This is a genomic window from Halobacteriovorax sp., assembly GCF_041587335.1.
GTDB lineage: Bacteria > Bdellovibrionota > Bacteriovoracia > Bacteriovoracales > Bacteriovoracaceae > Halobacteriovorax.
In genome coordinates, this window is sequence record NZ_JBFGYP010000011.1 from 1 (window position 1) to 14961 (window position 14961).

Genomic DNA, 14961 nt, shown 5'->3' on the forward strand with positions numbered 1-14961 from the left:
GCAATTCACCATACCGCCTCCAGCAACTTGTACTCCTTTACCTAATGTAAAGTTATCTCCCATAGCTGCCTTACCGCCCATTACGCAGAAGTCCCCTAATACTGCGCTACCACCTATGGCCACGTGACCACAGATTATTACTCCCATACCAAGCTGAACATTATGCCCAACCTGAACATGGTTATCTATTTTTGTTCCATTACCAATATTAGTTGCAGAGAAAGTTCCTCTATCAACACAACTATTAGCTCCGATTTCAACATCATCACCAATATGAACATCTCCGATGTGCCATACTTTTAGATGTTGTCCCTGATGATAATTATATCCAAAACCGTCAGCACCAATAACTGTGCCTCCATGAATACGACAATTCTTACCAAGAGTCGTAAATGGATATAGAACTACGTTTGGAAATATTTCACAATGGTCCCCAATTTCGCAACCAGAGAGAATTCTTACACCTGAGTGAATTTTTACACCTTCACCAATTTTTACACCTTCAGCAATGAATGCACCTTGGGCAATCCAAGCCGTTGGGTGAATTGCTTCTGATCCCATCTGTCTTCCATCAACAACTTCGTTTAGAGAAGAAAACTTCTTTTCCCAAAATGGTTTAGAAAGATAAGACATTGAAACAGAGGCGTCAGCACAAGTTGCGACAACTTTAAAAGTATCTCTTAAAGGCGCTAACTCTTCTGCATCCAAGCTTTCAAAGAGCTTAGATTCAACAATTAGAAGCCCAAGATCTTTTTTAGATACAATGGCCTCACTCAATATTCTTAGGTGTTTTTTATTTTTTAAAAATAGTAGGCAGTCTTCACTAAGTTCACGACTATCTGTAATACTTTTAAACTTTTGATCTAGATCTCCACTTACAATTTCAAGTGATGAGTCGAATGATTTTAATTCTTTTAGAGAAAACACTGTCCCCCCTTATACTAAGAAAGGGAACAATGCCTAAATGACTTTGTTCCCTTAAATTATTTTTATTAATTAAGCTTTAAACTACTTATGTTTCTTATTGTAAGCTGCAATTACATCATCAGTTAATTCTTTCTCAGACTTAGCGTAAATGATAGGAGCTGTTGCAGATTCAATTGTAATATCAACACCAGCAGCTTTAGATACAGTGTTGATTACGGCTTTAATTTTTTCAAAAAGTGGTTTCTTGTGCTTTTGCTCAAGCTCTTGAATTTCTCTTTGGTATCCAGCTGTTTTTTGTTGAAGCTTGATAATGTCTTCTTGAATTTCTCTTTGCTTAGTTTCTTTTGCTTTTTCATTCATTACAAGACTTTGCTTCTTAAAGTCTTCTTGCATTTTTCTAATTTTATCTTCTTCTTTCTTAAGAATTTTTTGCTTCTCTTCGAAAGTTTTCTTTAACTTGTCTTTGATTTTTTTTCCTTCATTAACTGAAAGAATTACTTTTTGTACATCAACCTTTCCAACAACAATTGCCATTGTTTGGGCAGACATCATCATTGCTGCTACTAAAACTAATATTTTCTTCATTGAAAACTCCTTAGAAGTTATATGTAATTAAAATAATTGTCCTATATCAAAATGGAATTGGCTACCAGCTTGTTCTTTATCTCCAAGAGGGTATCCGAATTCAAATCTTAGCACACCAATTGGTGAGAACCATCTAAATCCAAAACCATAATCCATTTTTAAGTCAAATTCACCTACTGTCGAAGAGTCACCGGCATCAAAGAATAGAACCCATTTTAGGCCAGCTTCTCTTGCAAGTGGATGCTCAAGTTCAATCTGAGTAAAAGCCGAGAATAATGCTCCAGAATTGAAAGTATAATCTCTATTTATACCATCGATTGTAGCATTAACTGTTTTCTTAGGACCAACATCTTCGTAAGAGTAACCTCTAAGGTTTCTTGAACCACCAAGAGTATACTTCTCAGTTCTTGGAATTGCTCTACCATCTCTTTCAATTTTTCCAGCAAACACTCTAGATCTAAAGATTAAGTCTCCAACAACTCTATGGAATAACCTTCCATCAACTTCATTTCTAAACCACTTCTTGTCGCCGCCAACTCCAGCATACTCAGCAGATAGAGATAAGTAGTAACCCTTTGTAGGCTCCATTCTGTTATCTCTCTTATCTCTAAGGATGGTCGTCTTAACTGAAGATGCAATACCATTTTCAGTAGTTGGATCAACCGTAGGGTCTACAACATTTTCAAGCTGAGTATCCTCAAACTTATAAGTTACAAATAGTCTTGTGTACTCAAAGATTGGGTATCCAACTCTTACATCAAAACCTTTTCTCTCATAATCATAAGAAGTTGATTGAGAGTTACTTGTTACGAATATATCTCCACCAGCTGTCCATTTAGTATCAAATAGGTACGGCTCAGTGAAACCAATATTAAATGTCTTATTACTATCAGCAATATTTAATGAGAATGATAAGTTTTGTCCAAGTCCTCTGAAGTTATTCTGAGCAATCGATGCCTGTAAAAAAGCACCAGTAGCTGTCGAGTAACCAGCACCAAGAGAGATCTGACCAGTATTTCTTTCTTTTACTTGAACTTCAACATCGAGAACATCATCTCTTCCTTGAGGAGAGACTGTGTTAAATACAACACTACCTGGCTCAAAGAACCCTAGTCTATTTACATTTTCTTTTGACTCTCTAAGACTAGTACCTGAGAACATTGTCCCTTCATGAATCTTAAGCTCACGACGAATTACTTTATCTCTAGTCTTTGTATTTCCCTTAACAACGATTTTACCAAAATAAGCGATCTTACCTTTCTCAAAAGAGAATTCAACATCAACCTTATTTTCACCTGGCACTGGATGAAGAGTTCTTAAAACGTTGGCAAACGCATAACCCTTATCTTGATACATCTCAGTCAGCATCTGAACGTCTTGTCTTAATAATGCCTCAGAGTATGTTTCATCAGTTTTTAAACTTAGCTTTTCTTTAAGTTCCTCATCAGTAAAGAGAACTTCCCCTTGGAAAGTAACATCTCTAACTGTAAAGAGTGGTCCTTCATTAACCTTTACTGATATAAAGACCCATTTTCTATCTTCAGATACTGTAATATCAGGAGTACCAACATTTACCAGTAAATATCCCTTAGTTTTATAGAAGTCTTTAATTCTCTCAATATCGATATTGAAGTTAAATTCTTTAAAGTTACCTGAGCCAGACATAAAAGAGAATAAACTCTCCTCTCTAGTCTCCATGATTCCTTTAATTTCATCATCAGAGAAGGCCTTATTTCCAAAGAAAGAGATTTTCTTAACAAGAACTTTCTCATACTCACGAACCTTAAATACAAGATCTAAGTTCTCTTCATTTCTATTTCTTAACTCATAGTCTACTGAAGCTAGGTAGAAACCTTTTTCCTCATAAAACTTTTGAAGAGCTGACAGGTCTAACTTAATTGTATTCACGTCTAAGATTGAGAATTCTTTTGTCTTTAACTGCGAAGTTAAATCATCTTCATCAATCTCATCGTTTCCTTCAAAGATTATCTTTGTAACAATTGGCTTTTCTTTAACCTTAAAGACAAGGACGTCCTTTCCCTTTACAGTTTTATGATGAGACTCAACCCATTCAAAATACTTTAAGCTATAAATTCTTTGGATATCTTTTCTTAGTAGATAGTTATCAAGCATCATTCCTTTTCTAGAATGAATTCTTTCAAGGATTGCTTCTTTTTCAACCTTCTTGATTCCTTCAATTTGAATATCACTTATTTTGAAAAGATCTTGCTTAGGACCGATATCATCTATCGCAAAGATACTCGCATTAACGAATAAAATACATACGACCAGAAGGCTGAAAAGTGTTTGACGAGGAATCAGCTTCTCCGTGTCATTAAAAATATGAGACATCCATTCTCCAAATACAACTGGATTAAAAAACTCTAGTATAGAAAATTATCAATATTCTCACGATCTTACAAAAAGAATTTAGTCACATTTACAATGCAACACATTAATCAAAGGGACTTTTATTTGGACACTATGCAACCATCACTCATTACAAGCTTTTGATGGAAATGCTCGGCCACACTTTCATCATGCGTTACAACGATTAGCGTTGCGTTAAACTCCACTGCTAACGACTTTAGGAGTTTAGTTACAATTTTTGAATTTTCGGAATCTAGATTTCCTGTTGGCTCATCACATAAAAGTAACTTTGGTCTCAACGAGAGTGCTCTAATAATATTTATTCTTTGCTGCTCCCCGCCAGACAATTCGTACGGAAATTTTGCCAAGCAATGAGTAACACCAAGATGCTCAGCTAACTTCAGACCTAAACTTTTGGCCTCAGCTATATCTTTTCCACCAATCTTTGCAGGTAAAAGAATATTATCTAAGCAGTTCATCGACGGAAGTAAGAAGTGAAATTGAAATATAAACCCTACAAAGTTATTTCTATATAGAGCAAGAGACTCATCACCTAATTTAAATAAATTTTTCCCACCTACCGAGATCTCTCCAGAGCTAGCTCTATCAAGTCCCCCAATTAGATATAAAAGAGTTGATTTCCCTGAACCAGAAGCTCCTTTAATAACATACTGCTCCCCTGCTTCAAACTCTACCGTTACCCCATTCAAGGCGTGGGCCTTAGCAAAAGTTTTTTTGACGTCCTTAACTACAACAAAAGACATTAGGCGAACTCCTTTCTAAGTCCAGTAAGGACCGACTTCTTACTCATCACTACAAGAGCAATCCAAGAAATCAAAAATAACCAAAAATATGATATTAAAAATACTATTGAATAATCAAATAAATCTAAATTAATAGATAGATTTCCTAGCGTATAAACATCACCCGGAAGTTTAAAGTACGGAAGATTAACAAGTCCCCAGTTAAACCCCTGAACAAAGAGTAATGCTAAAGCGCAAGAAGCTACCCATATAATAGACATCAAATACATCCATCCTTGCCTTATTTTTTTCTGACTCATACCTAGGGCCTTAAACAAGAACAACTCTCTCGATCTTTTTTCATTTAGGAAAACGACGAATGCTAAAACATTGAAGATTGAAATGATAACTATAATTTGAAGAATTATACTTATGAAGAACTTCTCTTCTTTAACTGCTGTAATAAGTGTAGAGAACTCTCTCCAATATGGCTTTACAACATAAGATCTACCGATTGATCCTTTAAAGCCATCAATCACCTTATCAATCTTTAAAGAGTAATCTACGGGATCACTTAAGAACTCATCTTCATCATCACTAATATTTAGTGAAATAAGGTTTACTCTATTATCCACACCTAGGTCACTCTGGAGAACCTTTCTTTGAATATATAAAGTTCGTAAGTCTCTTTGATAAATACCGTGCTCAACTACTCCTGAAACATGATATCGCTTTAGAGAAGGTAGTCCTGAGACTTGAGAGTTACCATTAGCAAAGGCCAAAACAATAGGGTCGCCTACGCCAACCTTTAAAAATTTAGCTAATTCACTTCCAAGGATAACGTCACTATTTCTAAGTTTTAAATCTAACCCAGTAACTTTCTTAAAAGACTCTTCTTCTATACCTTTAATCATGACACCTTTTGAGATCTCATTTTTAATGATAAAGCCTTCAGTCTGTACAATGCTTGAGAAGGTATTGATATTAGCAATCTCTAACTCATGCTTGAGATAGCTTTCAAAATCAAAAAAGCCATATCGAGAATGAATTGTTAAATCTCCATTTGATTTCTTCAATCCAATGCGAAGAGAGCTTTCAAACCCATCCATAATTCCGATATTTCCAAGAATAACAGCAATAGAAAAAGCAAAACCAAAGATTACACCGATGGCAAATCTTCTCGTTCCCTTGTCACTTAGAAATAGCTTTAATAATGTTGATTCAAACAATTATGAATTCTCCGATTCTATTTTATTACTTACAGACCATCTAAGGAAAGCATCCATAAACCCATCAAGGTCTCCGTCTAATACTTTATCAGCATTTCCTGATTCAAAACTAGTTCTAGCGTCTTTAACTAACTTATAAGGATGTAAGACATAAGATCTAATCTGTGCCCCCCAACCTATCTCTTGTTTACCGGCCTCAGTCTCAGCATCTGCAGCTCTCCTCTTTTCCATCTCTAATTCATAGAGTCTTGATCTGAGGACTTTCATTGCTTGTAGCTTATTCTGAAGTTGGCTTCTTTCATTTTGACATGTAACAACAGTATTAGTTGGTAAGTGAGTCATCCTAACAGCAGAGTCAGTCGTATTTACAGACTGTCCACCTGCTCCACCAGATCTGTACACATCGATCTTTAGATCTTTGTCTAAGATTTCAATTTCTATATTGTCATCAATCTCTGGTGATACAAAAATAGATGAGAAAGAAGTATGTCTTCTATTAGCTGAATCAAATGGAGAGAGACGAACAAGTCTGTGTACTCCAATTTCTGACTTCAAGTATCCATAAGCGTAATTTCCAGAAATCGTCATAGTGGCAGACTTTATTCCTGCACTATCACCATCTTGAACATCTAAGACTTGAACTTTAAATCCTTTAGATTCTGACCAGCGATTAATCATTCTAAAGAGCATACTTGCCCAGTCACATGATTCAGTACCACCAGCGCCAGCATTAATAGAGACAATAGCATTATTTGGATCTACTTCCCCAGAGAGGAGCACTTTTAATTCAGCAGCATTAAATTGCTTTAAGAATTTAGAGTAGCACTCTATTGCTTCTTTAGCCGACTCTTCATCTTCTTCACCTGTAGCAAACTCAACTAAGACTTCAAACTCATCATAGAGCTCTTTTAATGTATTATATGTATCAACAATATCAGCGAGAACAGACTTTTCTTTTTGAATCACTGCTGCATTATCAGAGTCATCCCAAAAGCCAGGCATGGCCTCCATATCAGAAATTTCACCGAGACGAGAGTTTTTCTTCTCTATCTCAAAGTGACCTCCGTAGGTTATCTAATCTAACGTCATAGCCTTTAAGAGCTGAAACTTTTTCATTTAAACTAATCTTAATAGACTCTTCCATTATCTAATCCCATGTTCTCATATATTTCTTTTACTAATTCTTCTTCAAGTGAGAAGTGAATCTTATCTTCTTCGTCTGAAATCTCGTGATCATAACCACATAAATGAAGAAATCCATGAACGAAGAGGTGTATCAGTTCTTGCTCGTAAGAAATGTTAAATTCCTTCGCTTGCCTCTCACAAACTTCACGGCAAATAACAATGTCTCCAAAGTGGATATTCTCTTCAAATAAAAAGAGATCCTCAGCACCCTTTCTCAAGTTATCATATCCTGGGAAAGAAAGAACATCTGTGACTTTGTCCTTCTCGCGATGCTCTAAGTTTAGAGATTGTATTTCCTCTTCATCACAAAGAGTTATGTCGACCTCAAAGCTTTCACACTTCTGTACTCTTTCATCTAAATGAGTGCCTTGAATAAATTTCAATATTGTAGAAACAGTCTCATTTAAGTACTTCTCCAACAAAGGGTTTTCCAAATCCTTGGATTCGGTTGAGTCGGAGATGTAGATGGCGAAGTTTTCAGCTTCAATGGTTTTATTTTTCATTATAAATTCATTATTAAAGTGGTAACCTATACTAGCCAATTTATCCCATGGAGTCATCATGAGTTACCCAAATTTCGAAAAAATGGTCGAAGTAATTTCAAAACTTAGAGATCCTGATGGTGGGTGCCCGTGGGATTTAAAACAAACCCATAAATCACTACTCAAATTTCTAACAGAAGAGTCTTATGAGTTCATTCATGCCACAGAAGTAGAAGACTATAGCGCCATGGAAGAAGAGATTGGGGACGTTCTTCTTCAAGTAGTTCTCCACTGCGTCATAGCAAAGCAGAATGGAAAGTTCGATATTGAGTCCGTCTCAAAAGTCCTAGCGGAGAAAATGATTAGAAGACACCCTCATGTCTTTGAAAACCCCGAGCTAGCAAAAAATGATGATGAAGTTAAAGCTAATTGGGAAAAAATAAAAAAAGAAGAGTCATCTGGTAAAAATAAGAAATACTTTGATGAGAGCTACCTCCACTTTCCTGCTCTTTTCAGTGCGAATAAAATCGGCCAAAAGACAAAGAAAATTAACTTTGACTGGGAGAACGCCGGACAAGTTACCTATAAAGTAGAAGAAGAGTGGCAAGAGCTCAAAGAAGAGTTGGCTGCCAGTAAAATAAATAAAGATAGAGTTAAAGAAGAGTTGGGAGACTTTCTCTTTTCTGCGGCCCAATTAGCAAGACATCTTGAAATTGATCCTGAAAATGCCTTAAGAGAAGCAAATAAAAAATTTATTAATCGCTTTAATAGTATGGAAGAGTTAATTATCGAAGATTCAAAACAAGTAAGTGATATGAATCAAATGGAAATGGATGTTTACTGGAACAAGGCCAAGAAAATTGAAAAGGGTCTACTATGAAGTTAAAAGAAATATTTGTAACGAAAACAAGTGAAGAAAGACTCTATAAAACTCCTTGTCCTGTCATTGGACTAACTGGGGGTATCGCAACGGGAAAGAGTACCGTCTCGAACTTATTCACTAAAACAGGTGTCCATGTCATTTGTGCTGATAAGTTAGTTAAAACCATTTATAGCATGGAAGAAACATTAAACTTTATACAAGAAGAATTTCCTGATGCAGTTGAAAATAATCTAATTAATTTTAAAGCATTAAGAGAGATTGCCTTTAAAGAAGTTCAAAATAAAGAAAAGCTTGAGAACTTTATCTATAAGAGGCTTCCAGCAGCCTATAAGACAGAGCTAGCAAAAATTAAAACCCCAGAACTCATCATCTATGATGTCCCCCTCTTATTTGAAAAGAGTATGGAACACCTTTTTGATCTTACAATTTGTGTATATGCGAAGAGAGAAGTTCAAATAGAGAGAATTATAAAGAGAGATAATTCCAGCAAGGATCTTGCGGAAAAGATTTTAGATCAGCAATTCCCTATTGATAAGAAAAAAGAGCTAAGTGACTTCTGTATTAACAACAATAATACAATAGAGAAACTAGAGTACGAATTTGAAGCAATAACTAGTCTTCTAATGGAAGACTAGTTTTACCAGTTATAACTAAAGCTTGCACCAATTGGTACACTCGTCTCACTAATATCCCCTTCCCACGTCGAGTACATCAGACCACTTTCTATTATTACTGATAGATTTTGATCGTACTGACCAAAGCGAACTCCTAAGAGACCACCATAAGTTCTTACTATTCCATTTACATTTATTGTTGCAAAAGAATTAGATGACATTGTCGATTCAGAATCATAGTAACTATAAACTGAATTCAAGTATGTGATAAAATACTTATTAAATCTATAACCGAAGTTAAGAGAGGCATCATAAGTCTCTACTTCAATATAACCATTGTAGGTTCTTGTTCCACCAGAACGTAGAGATACATTTAATGTTCCCTCATCTTCGCTCATACTTCCTTTTGTTAATTGAAGAGAGCCCTTCCAACCGTTACTTGATTCACTGGCGACACTTCCAAGAAATTGATACTTAGCTCCCCATACTTCTGCCCCATCACCGTGAGACTTAAAAACAAAGTCTAATCTCTTCAGTAAACCTAGTGAAAAACTAGAACTTAAATGAGAACTTCTCTCAATACCTCCACCTTCAGTAACAGTAGGATCAAAAGTTGATGGAAAAATACTCTCAACCACTTCTGCTGTAGTTACTTTATGGGATGAACCAAAACCTATATCTATATTCCCTTTCAAGAATTTTCCGTTTACCTCAGGTGCTTCAAAACGATTTAGTGGAACATGAAAGTCAATATCAGTTGCACAAGAACATAAAAGTAGAAGTGAGAAAATATAGTAAATCTTATTCATAATATTCCAAATAAAAAGAGGCCACATTAGTGACCTTAAAGTTATGCTGTTGCTTCAGGTGTATATTCTTCAACTGGATCTTCTTCAAGTTCCAGCTCTATTTCTAAACTTGCATTTGAAGTAGATAATTCTATTGCTTCTGAAAGCTTAATATATCCCTCTTTAAATGCTTGATACAACCCTTTTAGAGATGAGATCATTTCATCATCTTTAGTCTGTCCAGTTCTAGAGAGTCTACTAACATTAAACATATCAGATTCTATCAAGTCTCTAGCTTCTTCCATTCTGTACTGAAGTTCAGAAAAGTTAGGTATTTCTGACTGCTGCATTATCAGCTGAACTTTTGATAGGTTAACATCTAGAGCTGTTGATATCTTCGAGAAATCTGTTAGCACTTTTTCAAATGCTTTCACTTCATTTTTTATCTTAGAAAGACTCTGCTCGACTTTGTAATTAGTACTATCTGTTTTTTGAAAGATAAGTGACTGATCTAGAAGCTGCATCATACGACCTCTAAATTGATCAACATTTCCTTTTAAAGTCTTGTATTCTTTTCTAACCTTATCAACATTTTCTAAAGCTTTATTTTGATCTACAAGAGTTTCTGCTATTTTTTGAGACTGAGAAAGAAGAGTAACTTCATCTTGAAAGAGTCCTTTCGATGTAGTCACTGTATTTTGATAGAGAGACTCCATCTCATTTCTAAGTTCAACAATATCTACAATACTACTCTTAGTATCTTTAAATTTTGATATCGCAACTTTTTGTACTTCTGTATTTTCATTTAAAGTTGTCTGTATATCATTAACAAGTTTGTACTGATCAAATAAGTCATTTTCGAGTCGTTCTATTTCTTGCAGAAGACCATTTTTCTGTCCTGTAACAAACTCATGATATTTTTGAAATTTACTCCAAACTTCAGTAATCCCAGCAATATCAAAATCTTTCTCAGTCTTTTCTTTAAATTCCTGATTGAAAGACCCAGAAGTAAGTGCTTCAAGTGTTCTTGCTACTGGACCAACTAGTGATTTAGATTGATTAGAGAGAGTTTCCTCAATAGATCTAAGAGGATAAAAAGAAATCATAATCCTTCTTTGATTTGCATACTCTACTGGTGATACATACATTTCAAATGGAAGTGACTCTTCATCTTTCTTCGTCTTAACTTGAATATTATATATTCCAGCAACATCATCTTTTACGGCACTAATAACAGGATCATTTTCACCTAAGTTCGTAAATCTTTGTAGAAAATCCCAAGTTACACTCTCTTCATTTTTCTTATAATCAGACAGTCCCCAGTGTTCGTAAAAAAGTCCATTTGCCCATACTAAATTTAAATTTGAATCTAAAAGAAGTGATGAGAAAGGCATGGCATCCTGAAAGATTGATCCAAAACTCATTCTCTTATGTATGTACTCTCTATACTTATCAAACTCTTCTCTTGTCTTAATAGAAAGAGATTGATCAAAAGAAGTTTCAGTAGGAATTACACCCTCTTTTATAGCGTGAATAACAACTTTTTCTACTTCGTCCTTATTCTTTGCTTCACTTCTTCTGTATAAGAAGAATCCTGCAATTCCAATAGTCAGCATGGCCGCAAGTAAACCAATTAAAGAGAAAAGCATATTCTGAGAATTTCTTTCAAATTGTATTTTCTTTAAACTTATTTCTGGCTCAATGTTTTTTAACCATACTTTGAAATTTTTCTCCGTATCTAAAAAATCAATTCTAAAAACTTTAAAATCCGAAAGGTAGCTAGCGAGCATTGTAATTTCAGTTTTCAGTGTTTTTGTTTTTGTTAAGATTAGATTTTTATCTTCATTTGAAAGTACTGAACCTTCAGTAACTCTCTCCATTAAGACAACATCATCTCTAACACTTGACCACAGTCTATTGAGTTTTGAGTAAGTATAATAACCAGGACCTCTTGTTCGACTAGGTTTAATTTTTGCGTTTATTCTCTTAGATACCCTAGTAAGAGTTCTCCAGCTATTTGAAGATACGAAATTTTCAAACTTTGTAACTTTATTGTGAAGTACATTAACTATTGTAGAAACTTCAGGATAAGAAATAAGTGCATTTAAAGACTTCTTAGACTTCTGCATTGACTCTTCTAGTGCATCATAACTATCAATACTTGAAATTAAGTTCAGCTTTTTAGAATAGTTTTGAACTTCATCCATTGAAGTAATGGCATCTCTAACTCTATCGTTATCAACTTGTGACCAAATAGATTTGATATCATCTCTTTTCTTAAATTCATCTAATTGAAGTGTTGCTTCAAAAACAGTAGAAACATTATTAATGTTCACCGGCCCATAATTCCAAAAATAGAATATTCCATAACCAACAATGGTTATAAGAGCGATAAAAGATACTGCATAGTACGTTTGTAGGGATCTGCCGAATTTGACATTCATTTACTCACCTCAAAAGAATAAAAGTTACATTCTATTGAGCAGCTAAGATTGATTAATCAGGGAGAAGAAATCGATATATCTATAATTAGAACTTATCTGATTTTTAACTTCCTGTTGTTCTAAGCCACTTCCTGTGTCTTCACAATTTGCTTTGAAAGGTCTCTTTTCCAGAAGACCACTCTTAGGTATTATGATCGAAACAGGACGAAATAAAAAGGAAAAGTGTAACATTTCTTTTGAATTTGAATCTGTAGTATAGTGATCAGGTATTCGGTAGTATTTCGATATATTTAAATCTGGGGATATTTCAATAATAAGATGTCTAGGTAATTTACTAGCTTCTTCATTACTCAATTTATATTTTTCAAAAATATTTGAGAAACCTAGCTTCATTCCTAACGTTTCAGAGAAGTCGACATTATAGCTCAAGTTTTCATCATGCTCCATATCGACATTAATTTCAAGCCAACATAGCCTCTCATCATCTAACTCTTCAATAGAGTAGGTTAAGATACTATTTTGCTCAAGTAACTTTCGAGATGAGCGATATACAATTTCTCTAAATTTTATGATCGTTTCATCTGTCTTAATTAAGCCCCTAACCTTTATTCCCTTTCTAGAGATTTGCATATTCTGAGTACCAACAAATTTAAAGATATTTAAAATATGTAAACTTGTAGGTAATACTTCTAACAATCTATTCCAACTTTCAAGAGACATATTCTCATATTTTTTTTGAATAAGAACCTGATGAGTCACTTCGTCTCTAAGAGTATAGGCCGTGATTAGATTATCAATTGTTTTCTCAAGGAAGCTTTGAACTTTTGAATAAGAATTAAGGTTTTCAAATGAAAATTCGGCCTTCCTATGAACTTCAGAAAAGTGAAAGGCCGCTTGGTCAATTAATGGCGAGAGGTTATACTCTCCCAGGGCTTGAATATCTTCAAGTGTTTGCATCCCCTGTTGAAAATCTCTATTTAGATTTTTCGCCATATTTACCGGTGTTTATCTAACTTGCAATATCTTCAGGAGAATCGAAAGTTGTTTTTAGTTTAACTTTAAGTTTCATAATGGCCTGAGTATGAAGTTGAGAAACTCTCGACTCAGTTACATTTAAAACCTGTCCTATTTCTTTAAGATTTAAATCTTCATAGTAGTATAGAGAAAGTACTAATCTTTGTTTTTCAGGAAGTTGTCCTATTCCCTCTTTAATCTTATCTCTTGAACCTTTATTTGCTACGGCATAAAAAGGATTACTATTTCTATCATCTTCTAAGCCTGCAATAAGTTTCTTATCACCTTTATTAAAAGAAGCAGAATCATCAATATTTAAAACTGATACAGACTTGGCTTTATTAAGAAGGTCGTAGAATTCATCTTGGTTAACTCCAAGCTCAGCACACATCTCTTCGTCTGTTGCCGGTCTTCCCTCAGCTGCTTCAATTTTTGCATATGCTCTTTCAACAAGCTTTGCTTTTTCTCTAACAGATCTTGGAACCCAATCCTGCGCTCTTAACTCATCAAGAATAGAACCTCTAATTCTAAATTCTGCATATGTTTTGAATTTATTATCTCTACTCGGATCAAACTTCTCAATTGCATCCATCAGTCCAATTACACCACAAGAGATAAGGTCATCTAATTCAACGTTTGATGGAAGTCTTGAAGCAATTCTTTGAGCAATATATTTAATTAATGGTGCATATTCGATGATAATTTCATCTTTAACTTTTGGATCTACTGTTGATCTATAGTCTTTTAAATTTTTTAACTTCTTAGAGATTGAAGACATTCATGCACTCCTTAGCAAACGTTTAGATGGACATCTTGTCCATGTTCAGAGATTGGTAGCAAGGTACCAACATTCTCTTCGGAGAACATTTCAACTATGTTAATGAAATTCTGGTGAAGGGAAAATTCTTCCTCACCAAACAAGATACGATCAAACTGATCTACAGAGATATTCTTTCTTTCAACGCCACCAAGAACTTTTAGCCTAGTGCCTAGAAATTTATCGACAGTATCTCCGAGCGTTTTAATAATTCTTTTATACTGCTTATCACTGGAAATTTTATTCACAATTAGGTGATTTTCACTCACTCCATACTTATTACTCAAGATTTTCATCAAAGAGTACGAGTCCGTAAGCGAAGACCTATCAGGAGTCACTACAACAAACCTATGATCACTATATGCATTTAAAGTAAGGTTCTCTCTACCTATACCTGCTGGACTATCAAGAATAATATAATCAAATTCACTTTCGTGACTAACAAGAATATCAATTATAAATTTCTCAATACCAACTGATTCATTTAATAATTCGATACTTCCGTTACAACCAGAGAGTAGATAGTAGCCATCATGCTTAACGAGACAGTCATCAAATGACTTTTTTGCAGATAACAGAGAGTAAAAGTTATCCGACAAAGGAAGACCTAGTTTTACGGCCGTATTTGAAAGGTTATAATCACAATCTATTACGAGAGTCTTATAGCCTTTTTCTGATAGAATTTTAGCGAGTTTTAATGAGATTGATGTCTTTCCTACTCCCCCTTTGCCTGAGGTAATAGAAATAGTCTTTGCGTTTCCAAAGTTCTTTTTTTCTAAACTTGATGCTTTCTTTTGTTCAAAACGATTATGGCCTACAAGCCATTGAGCGGCGCTCTTTGTCGACATCCTGTCTCCTATATTTTAACTTTGACAAATCC

14 protein-coding genes are annotated in these 14961 nt (G+C 34.6%); 2 read left to right on the forward strand and 12 right to left on the reverse strand.

Features of this window, described 5'->3' with window-relative positions; translation table 11 throughout:
* The 7 genes from ABX784_RS03125 to ybeY all read right to left on the reverse strand — a co-directional run.
* On the reverse strand, nucleotides 1-927 hold a 927-nt coding region (locus ABX784_RS03125; protein WP_372652446.1), incomplete at its 3' end, for a UDP-3-O-(3-hydroxymyristoyl)glucosamine N-acyltransferase.
* Between the two features lie 81 nt (nucleotides 928-1008).
* The gene (locus tag ABX784_RS03130; protein ID WP_372652448.1) at nucleotides 1009-1512 is read right to left on the reverse strand and encodes an OmpH family outer membrane protein; all 504 of its coding nucleotides are present in this window, start codon (nucleotides 1510-1512) and stop codon (nucleotides 1009-1011) included.
* 27 nt (nucleotides 1513-1539) lie between these two features.
* Complete coding sequence (bamA, locus tag ABX784_RS03135) at nucleotides 1540-3864, reverse strand: outer membrane protein assembly factor BamA (protein WP_372652451.1); 2325 nt, start codon at nucleotides 3862-3864, stop codon at nucleotides 1540-1542.
* Nucleotides 3865-3983: 119 nt separating this feature from the next.
* On the reverse strand, nucleotides 3984-4646 hold the full coding sequence (locus ABX784_RS03140; protein WP_372652453.1) for an ABC transporter ATP-binding protein: 663 nt from the start codon (nucleotides 4644-4646) through the stop codon (nucleotides 3984-3986).
* Nucleotides 4646-5854, reverse strand: coding sequence for an ABC transporter permease (locus tag ABX784_RS03145; RefSeq protein WP_372652455.1), 1209 nt, complete (start codon nucleotides 5852-5854; stop codon nucleotides 4646-4648). The genes ABX784_RS03140 and ABX784_RS03145 overlap by 1 nt, the downstream gene beginning before the upstream one ends.
* Nucleotides 5855-6928 carry a peptide chain release factor 2 gene (prfB, locus tag ABX784_RS03150; RefSeq protein WP_372652540.1) on the reverse strand — a complete coding sequence of 358 codons (1074 nt, stop codon included), beginning with the start codon at nucleotides 6926-6928 and terminating at the stop codon, nucleotides 5855-5857. It abuts the gene before it with no gap.
* Nucleotides 6929-6981: 53 nt separating this feature from the next.
* Nucleotides 6982-7542, reverse strand: a complete 561-nt coding sequence (gene ybeY, locus ABX784_RS03155) for an rRNA maturation RNase YbeY (protein ID WP_372652457.1) — start codon at nucleotides 7540-7542, stop codon at nucleotides 6982-6984.
* Between the two features lie 58 nt (nucleotides 7543-7600).
* Here ybeY and mazG point away from each other — a divergent pair, with 58 nt between their 5' ends.
* Together mazG and coaE are read left to right on the forward strand one after the other, a co-directional pair.
* Nucleotides 7601-8401, forward strand: a complete 801-nt coding sequence (mazG, locus tag ABX784_RS03160) for a nucleoside triphosphate pyrophosphohydrolase (protein WP_372652460.1) — start codon at nucleotides 7601-7603, stop codon at nucleotides 8399-8401.
* The gene (coaE, locus tag ABX784_RS03165) at nucleotides 8398-9039 is read left to right on the forward strand and encodes a dephospho-CoA kinase (protein ID WP_372652462.1); all 642 of its coding nucleotides are present in this window, start codon (nucleotides 8398-8400) and stop codon (nucleotides 9037-9039) included. Before mazG ends, coaE begins: the two co-directional genes overlap by 4 nt.
* Before the next feature lie 2 nt (nucleotides 9040-9041).
* On the opposite strand, the gene ABX784_RS03170 is transcribed toward coaE, so the two are convergent.
* The 5 genes from ABX784_RS03170 to ABX784_RS03190 are packed head-to-tail and all read right to left on the reverse strand — an operon-like array spanning nucleotide 9042 to nucleotide 14929.
* Nucleotides 9042-9827 (reverse strand): hypothetical protein, encoded by a 786-nt coding sequence (locus tag ABX784_RS03170; RefSeq protein WP_372652464.1) that lies wholly within the window; start codon nucleotides 9825-9827, stop codon nucleotides 9042-9044.
* A gap of 41 nt (nucleotides 9828-9868) precedes the next feature.
* Nucleotides 9869-12250: a hypothetical protein gene (locus ABX784_RS03175; protein WP_372652468.1), complete on the reverse strand. Its 2382-nt coding sequence runs from the start codon at nucleotides 12248-12250 to the stop codon at nucleotides 9869-9871.
* Nucleotides 12251-12292: 42 nt separating this feature from the next.
* A complete protein-coding gene (locus ABX784_RS03180) occupies nucleotides 12293-13243 on the reverse strand; it encodes a hypothetical protein (protein WP_372652470.1) in 951 nt (316 codons plus the stop codon).
* 16 nt (nucleotides 13244-13259) lie between these two features.
* Complete coding sequence (locus ABX784_RS03185) at nucleotides 13260-14042, reverse strand: FliA/WhiG family RNA polymerase sigma factor (RefSeq protein ID WP_372652472.1); 783 nt, start codon at nucleotides 14040-14042, stop codon at nucleotides 13260-13262.
* Between the two features lie 11 nt (nucleotides 14043-14053).
* Nucleotides 14054-14929, reverse strand: a complete 876-nt coding sequence (locus tag ABX784_RS03190) for an AAA family ATPase (protein ID WP_372652474.1) — start codon at nucleotides 14927-14929, stop codon at nucleotides 14054-14056.
* Nucleotides 14930-14961: the final 32 nt, after the last annotated feature.

Coding starts and splice junctions, on each gene's coding strand:
- coaE (WP_372652462.1), top strand. CDS start 8,398: ATGAAGTTAAAAGAAATATTTGTAACGAAAACAAGTGAAGAAAGACTC.
- bamA (WP_372652451.1), bottom strand. CDS start 3,864: ATGTCTCATATTTTTAATGACACGGAGAAGCTGATTCCTCGTCAAACA.
- ABX784_RS03175 (WP_372652468.1), bottom strand. CDS start 12,250: ATGAATGTCAAATTCGGCAGATCCCTACAAACGTACTATGCAGTATCT.
- ABX784_RS03185 (WP_372652472.1), bottom strand. CDS start 14,042: ATGTCTTCAATCTCTAAGAAGTTAAAAAATTTAAAAGACTATAGATCA.
- ABX784_RS03140 (WP_372652453.1), bottom strand. CDS start 4,646: ATGTCTTTTGTTGTAGTTAAGGACGTCAAAAAAACTTTTGCTAAGGCC.
- ABX784_RS03170 (WP_372652464.1), bottom strand. CDS start 9,827: ATGAATAAGATTTACTATATTTTCTCACTTCTACTTTTATGTTCTTGT.
- mazG (WP_372652460.1), top strand. CDS start 7,601: ATGAGTTACCCAAATTTCGAAAAAATGGTCGAAGTAATTTCAAAACTT.
- ABX784_RS03130 (WP_372652448.1), bottom strand. CDS start 1,512: ATGAAGAAAATATTAGTTTTAGTAGCAGCAATGATGATGTCTGCCCAA.
- ABX784_RS03190 (WP_372652474.1), bottom strand. CDS start 14,929: ATGTCGACAAAGAGCGCCGCTCAATGGCTTGTAGGCCATAATCGTTTT.
- ABX784_RS03180 (WP_372652470.1), bottom strand. CDS start 13,243: ATGGCGAAAAATCTAAATAGAGATTTTCAACAGGGGATGCAAACACTT.
- ybeY (WP_372652457.1), bottom strand. CDS start 7,542: ATGAAAAATAAAACCATTGAAGCTGAAAACTTCGCCATCTACATCTCC.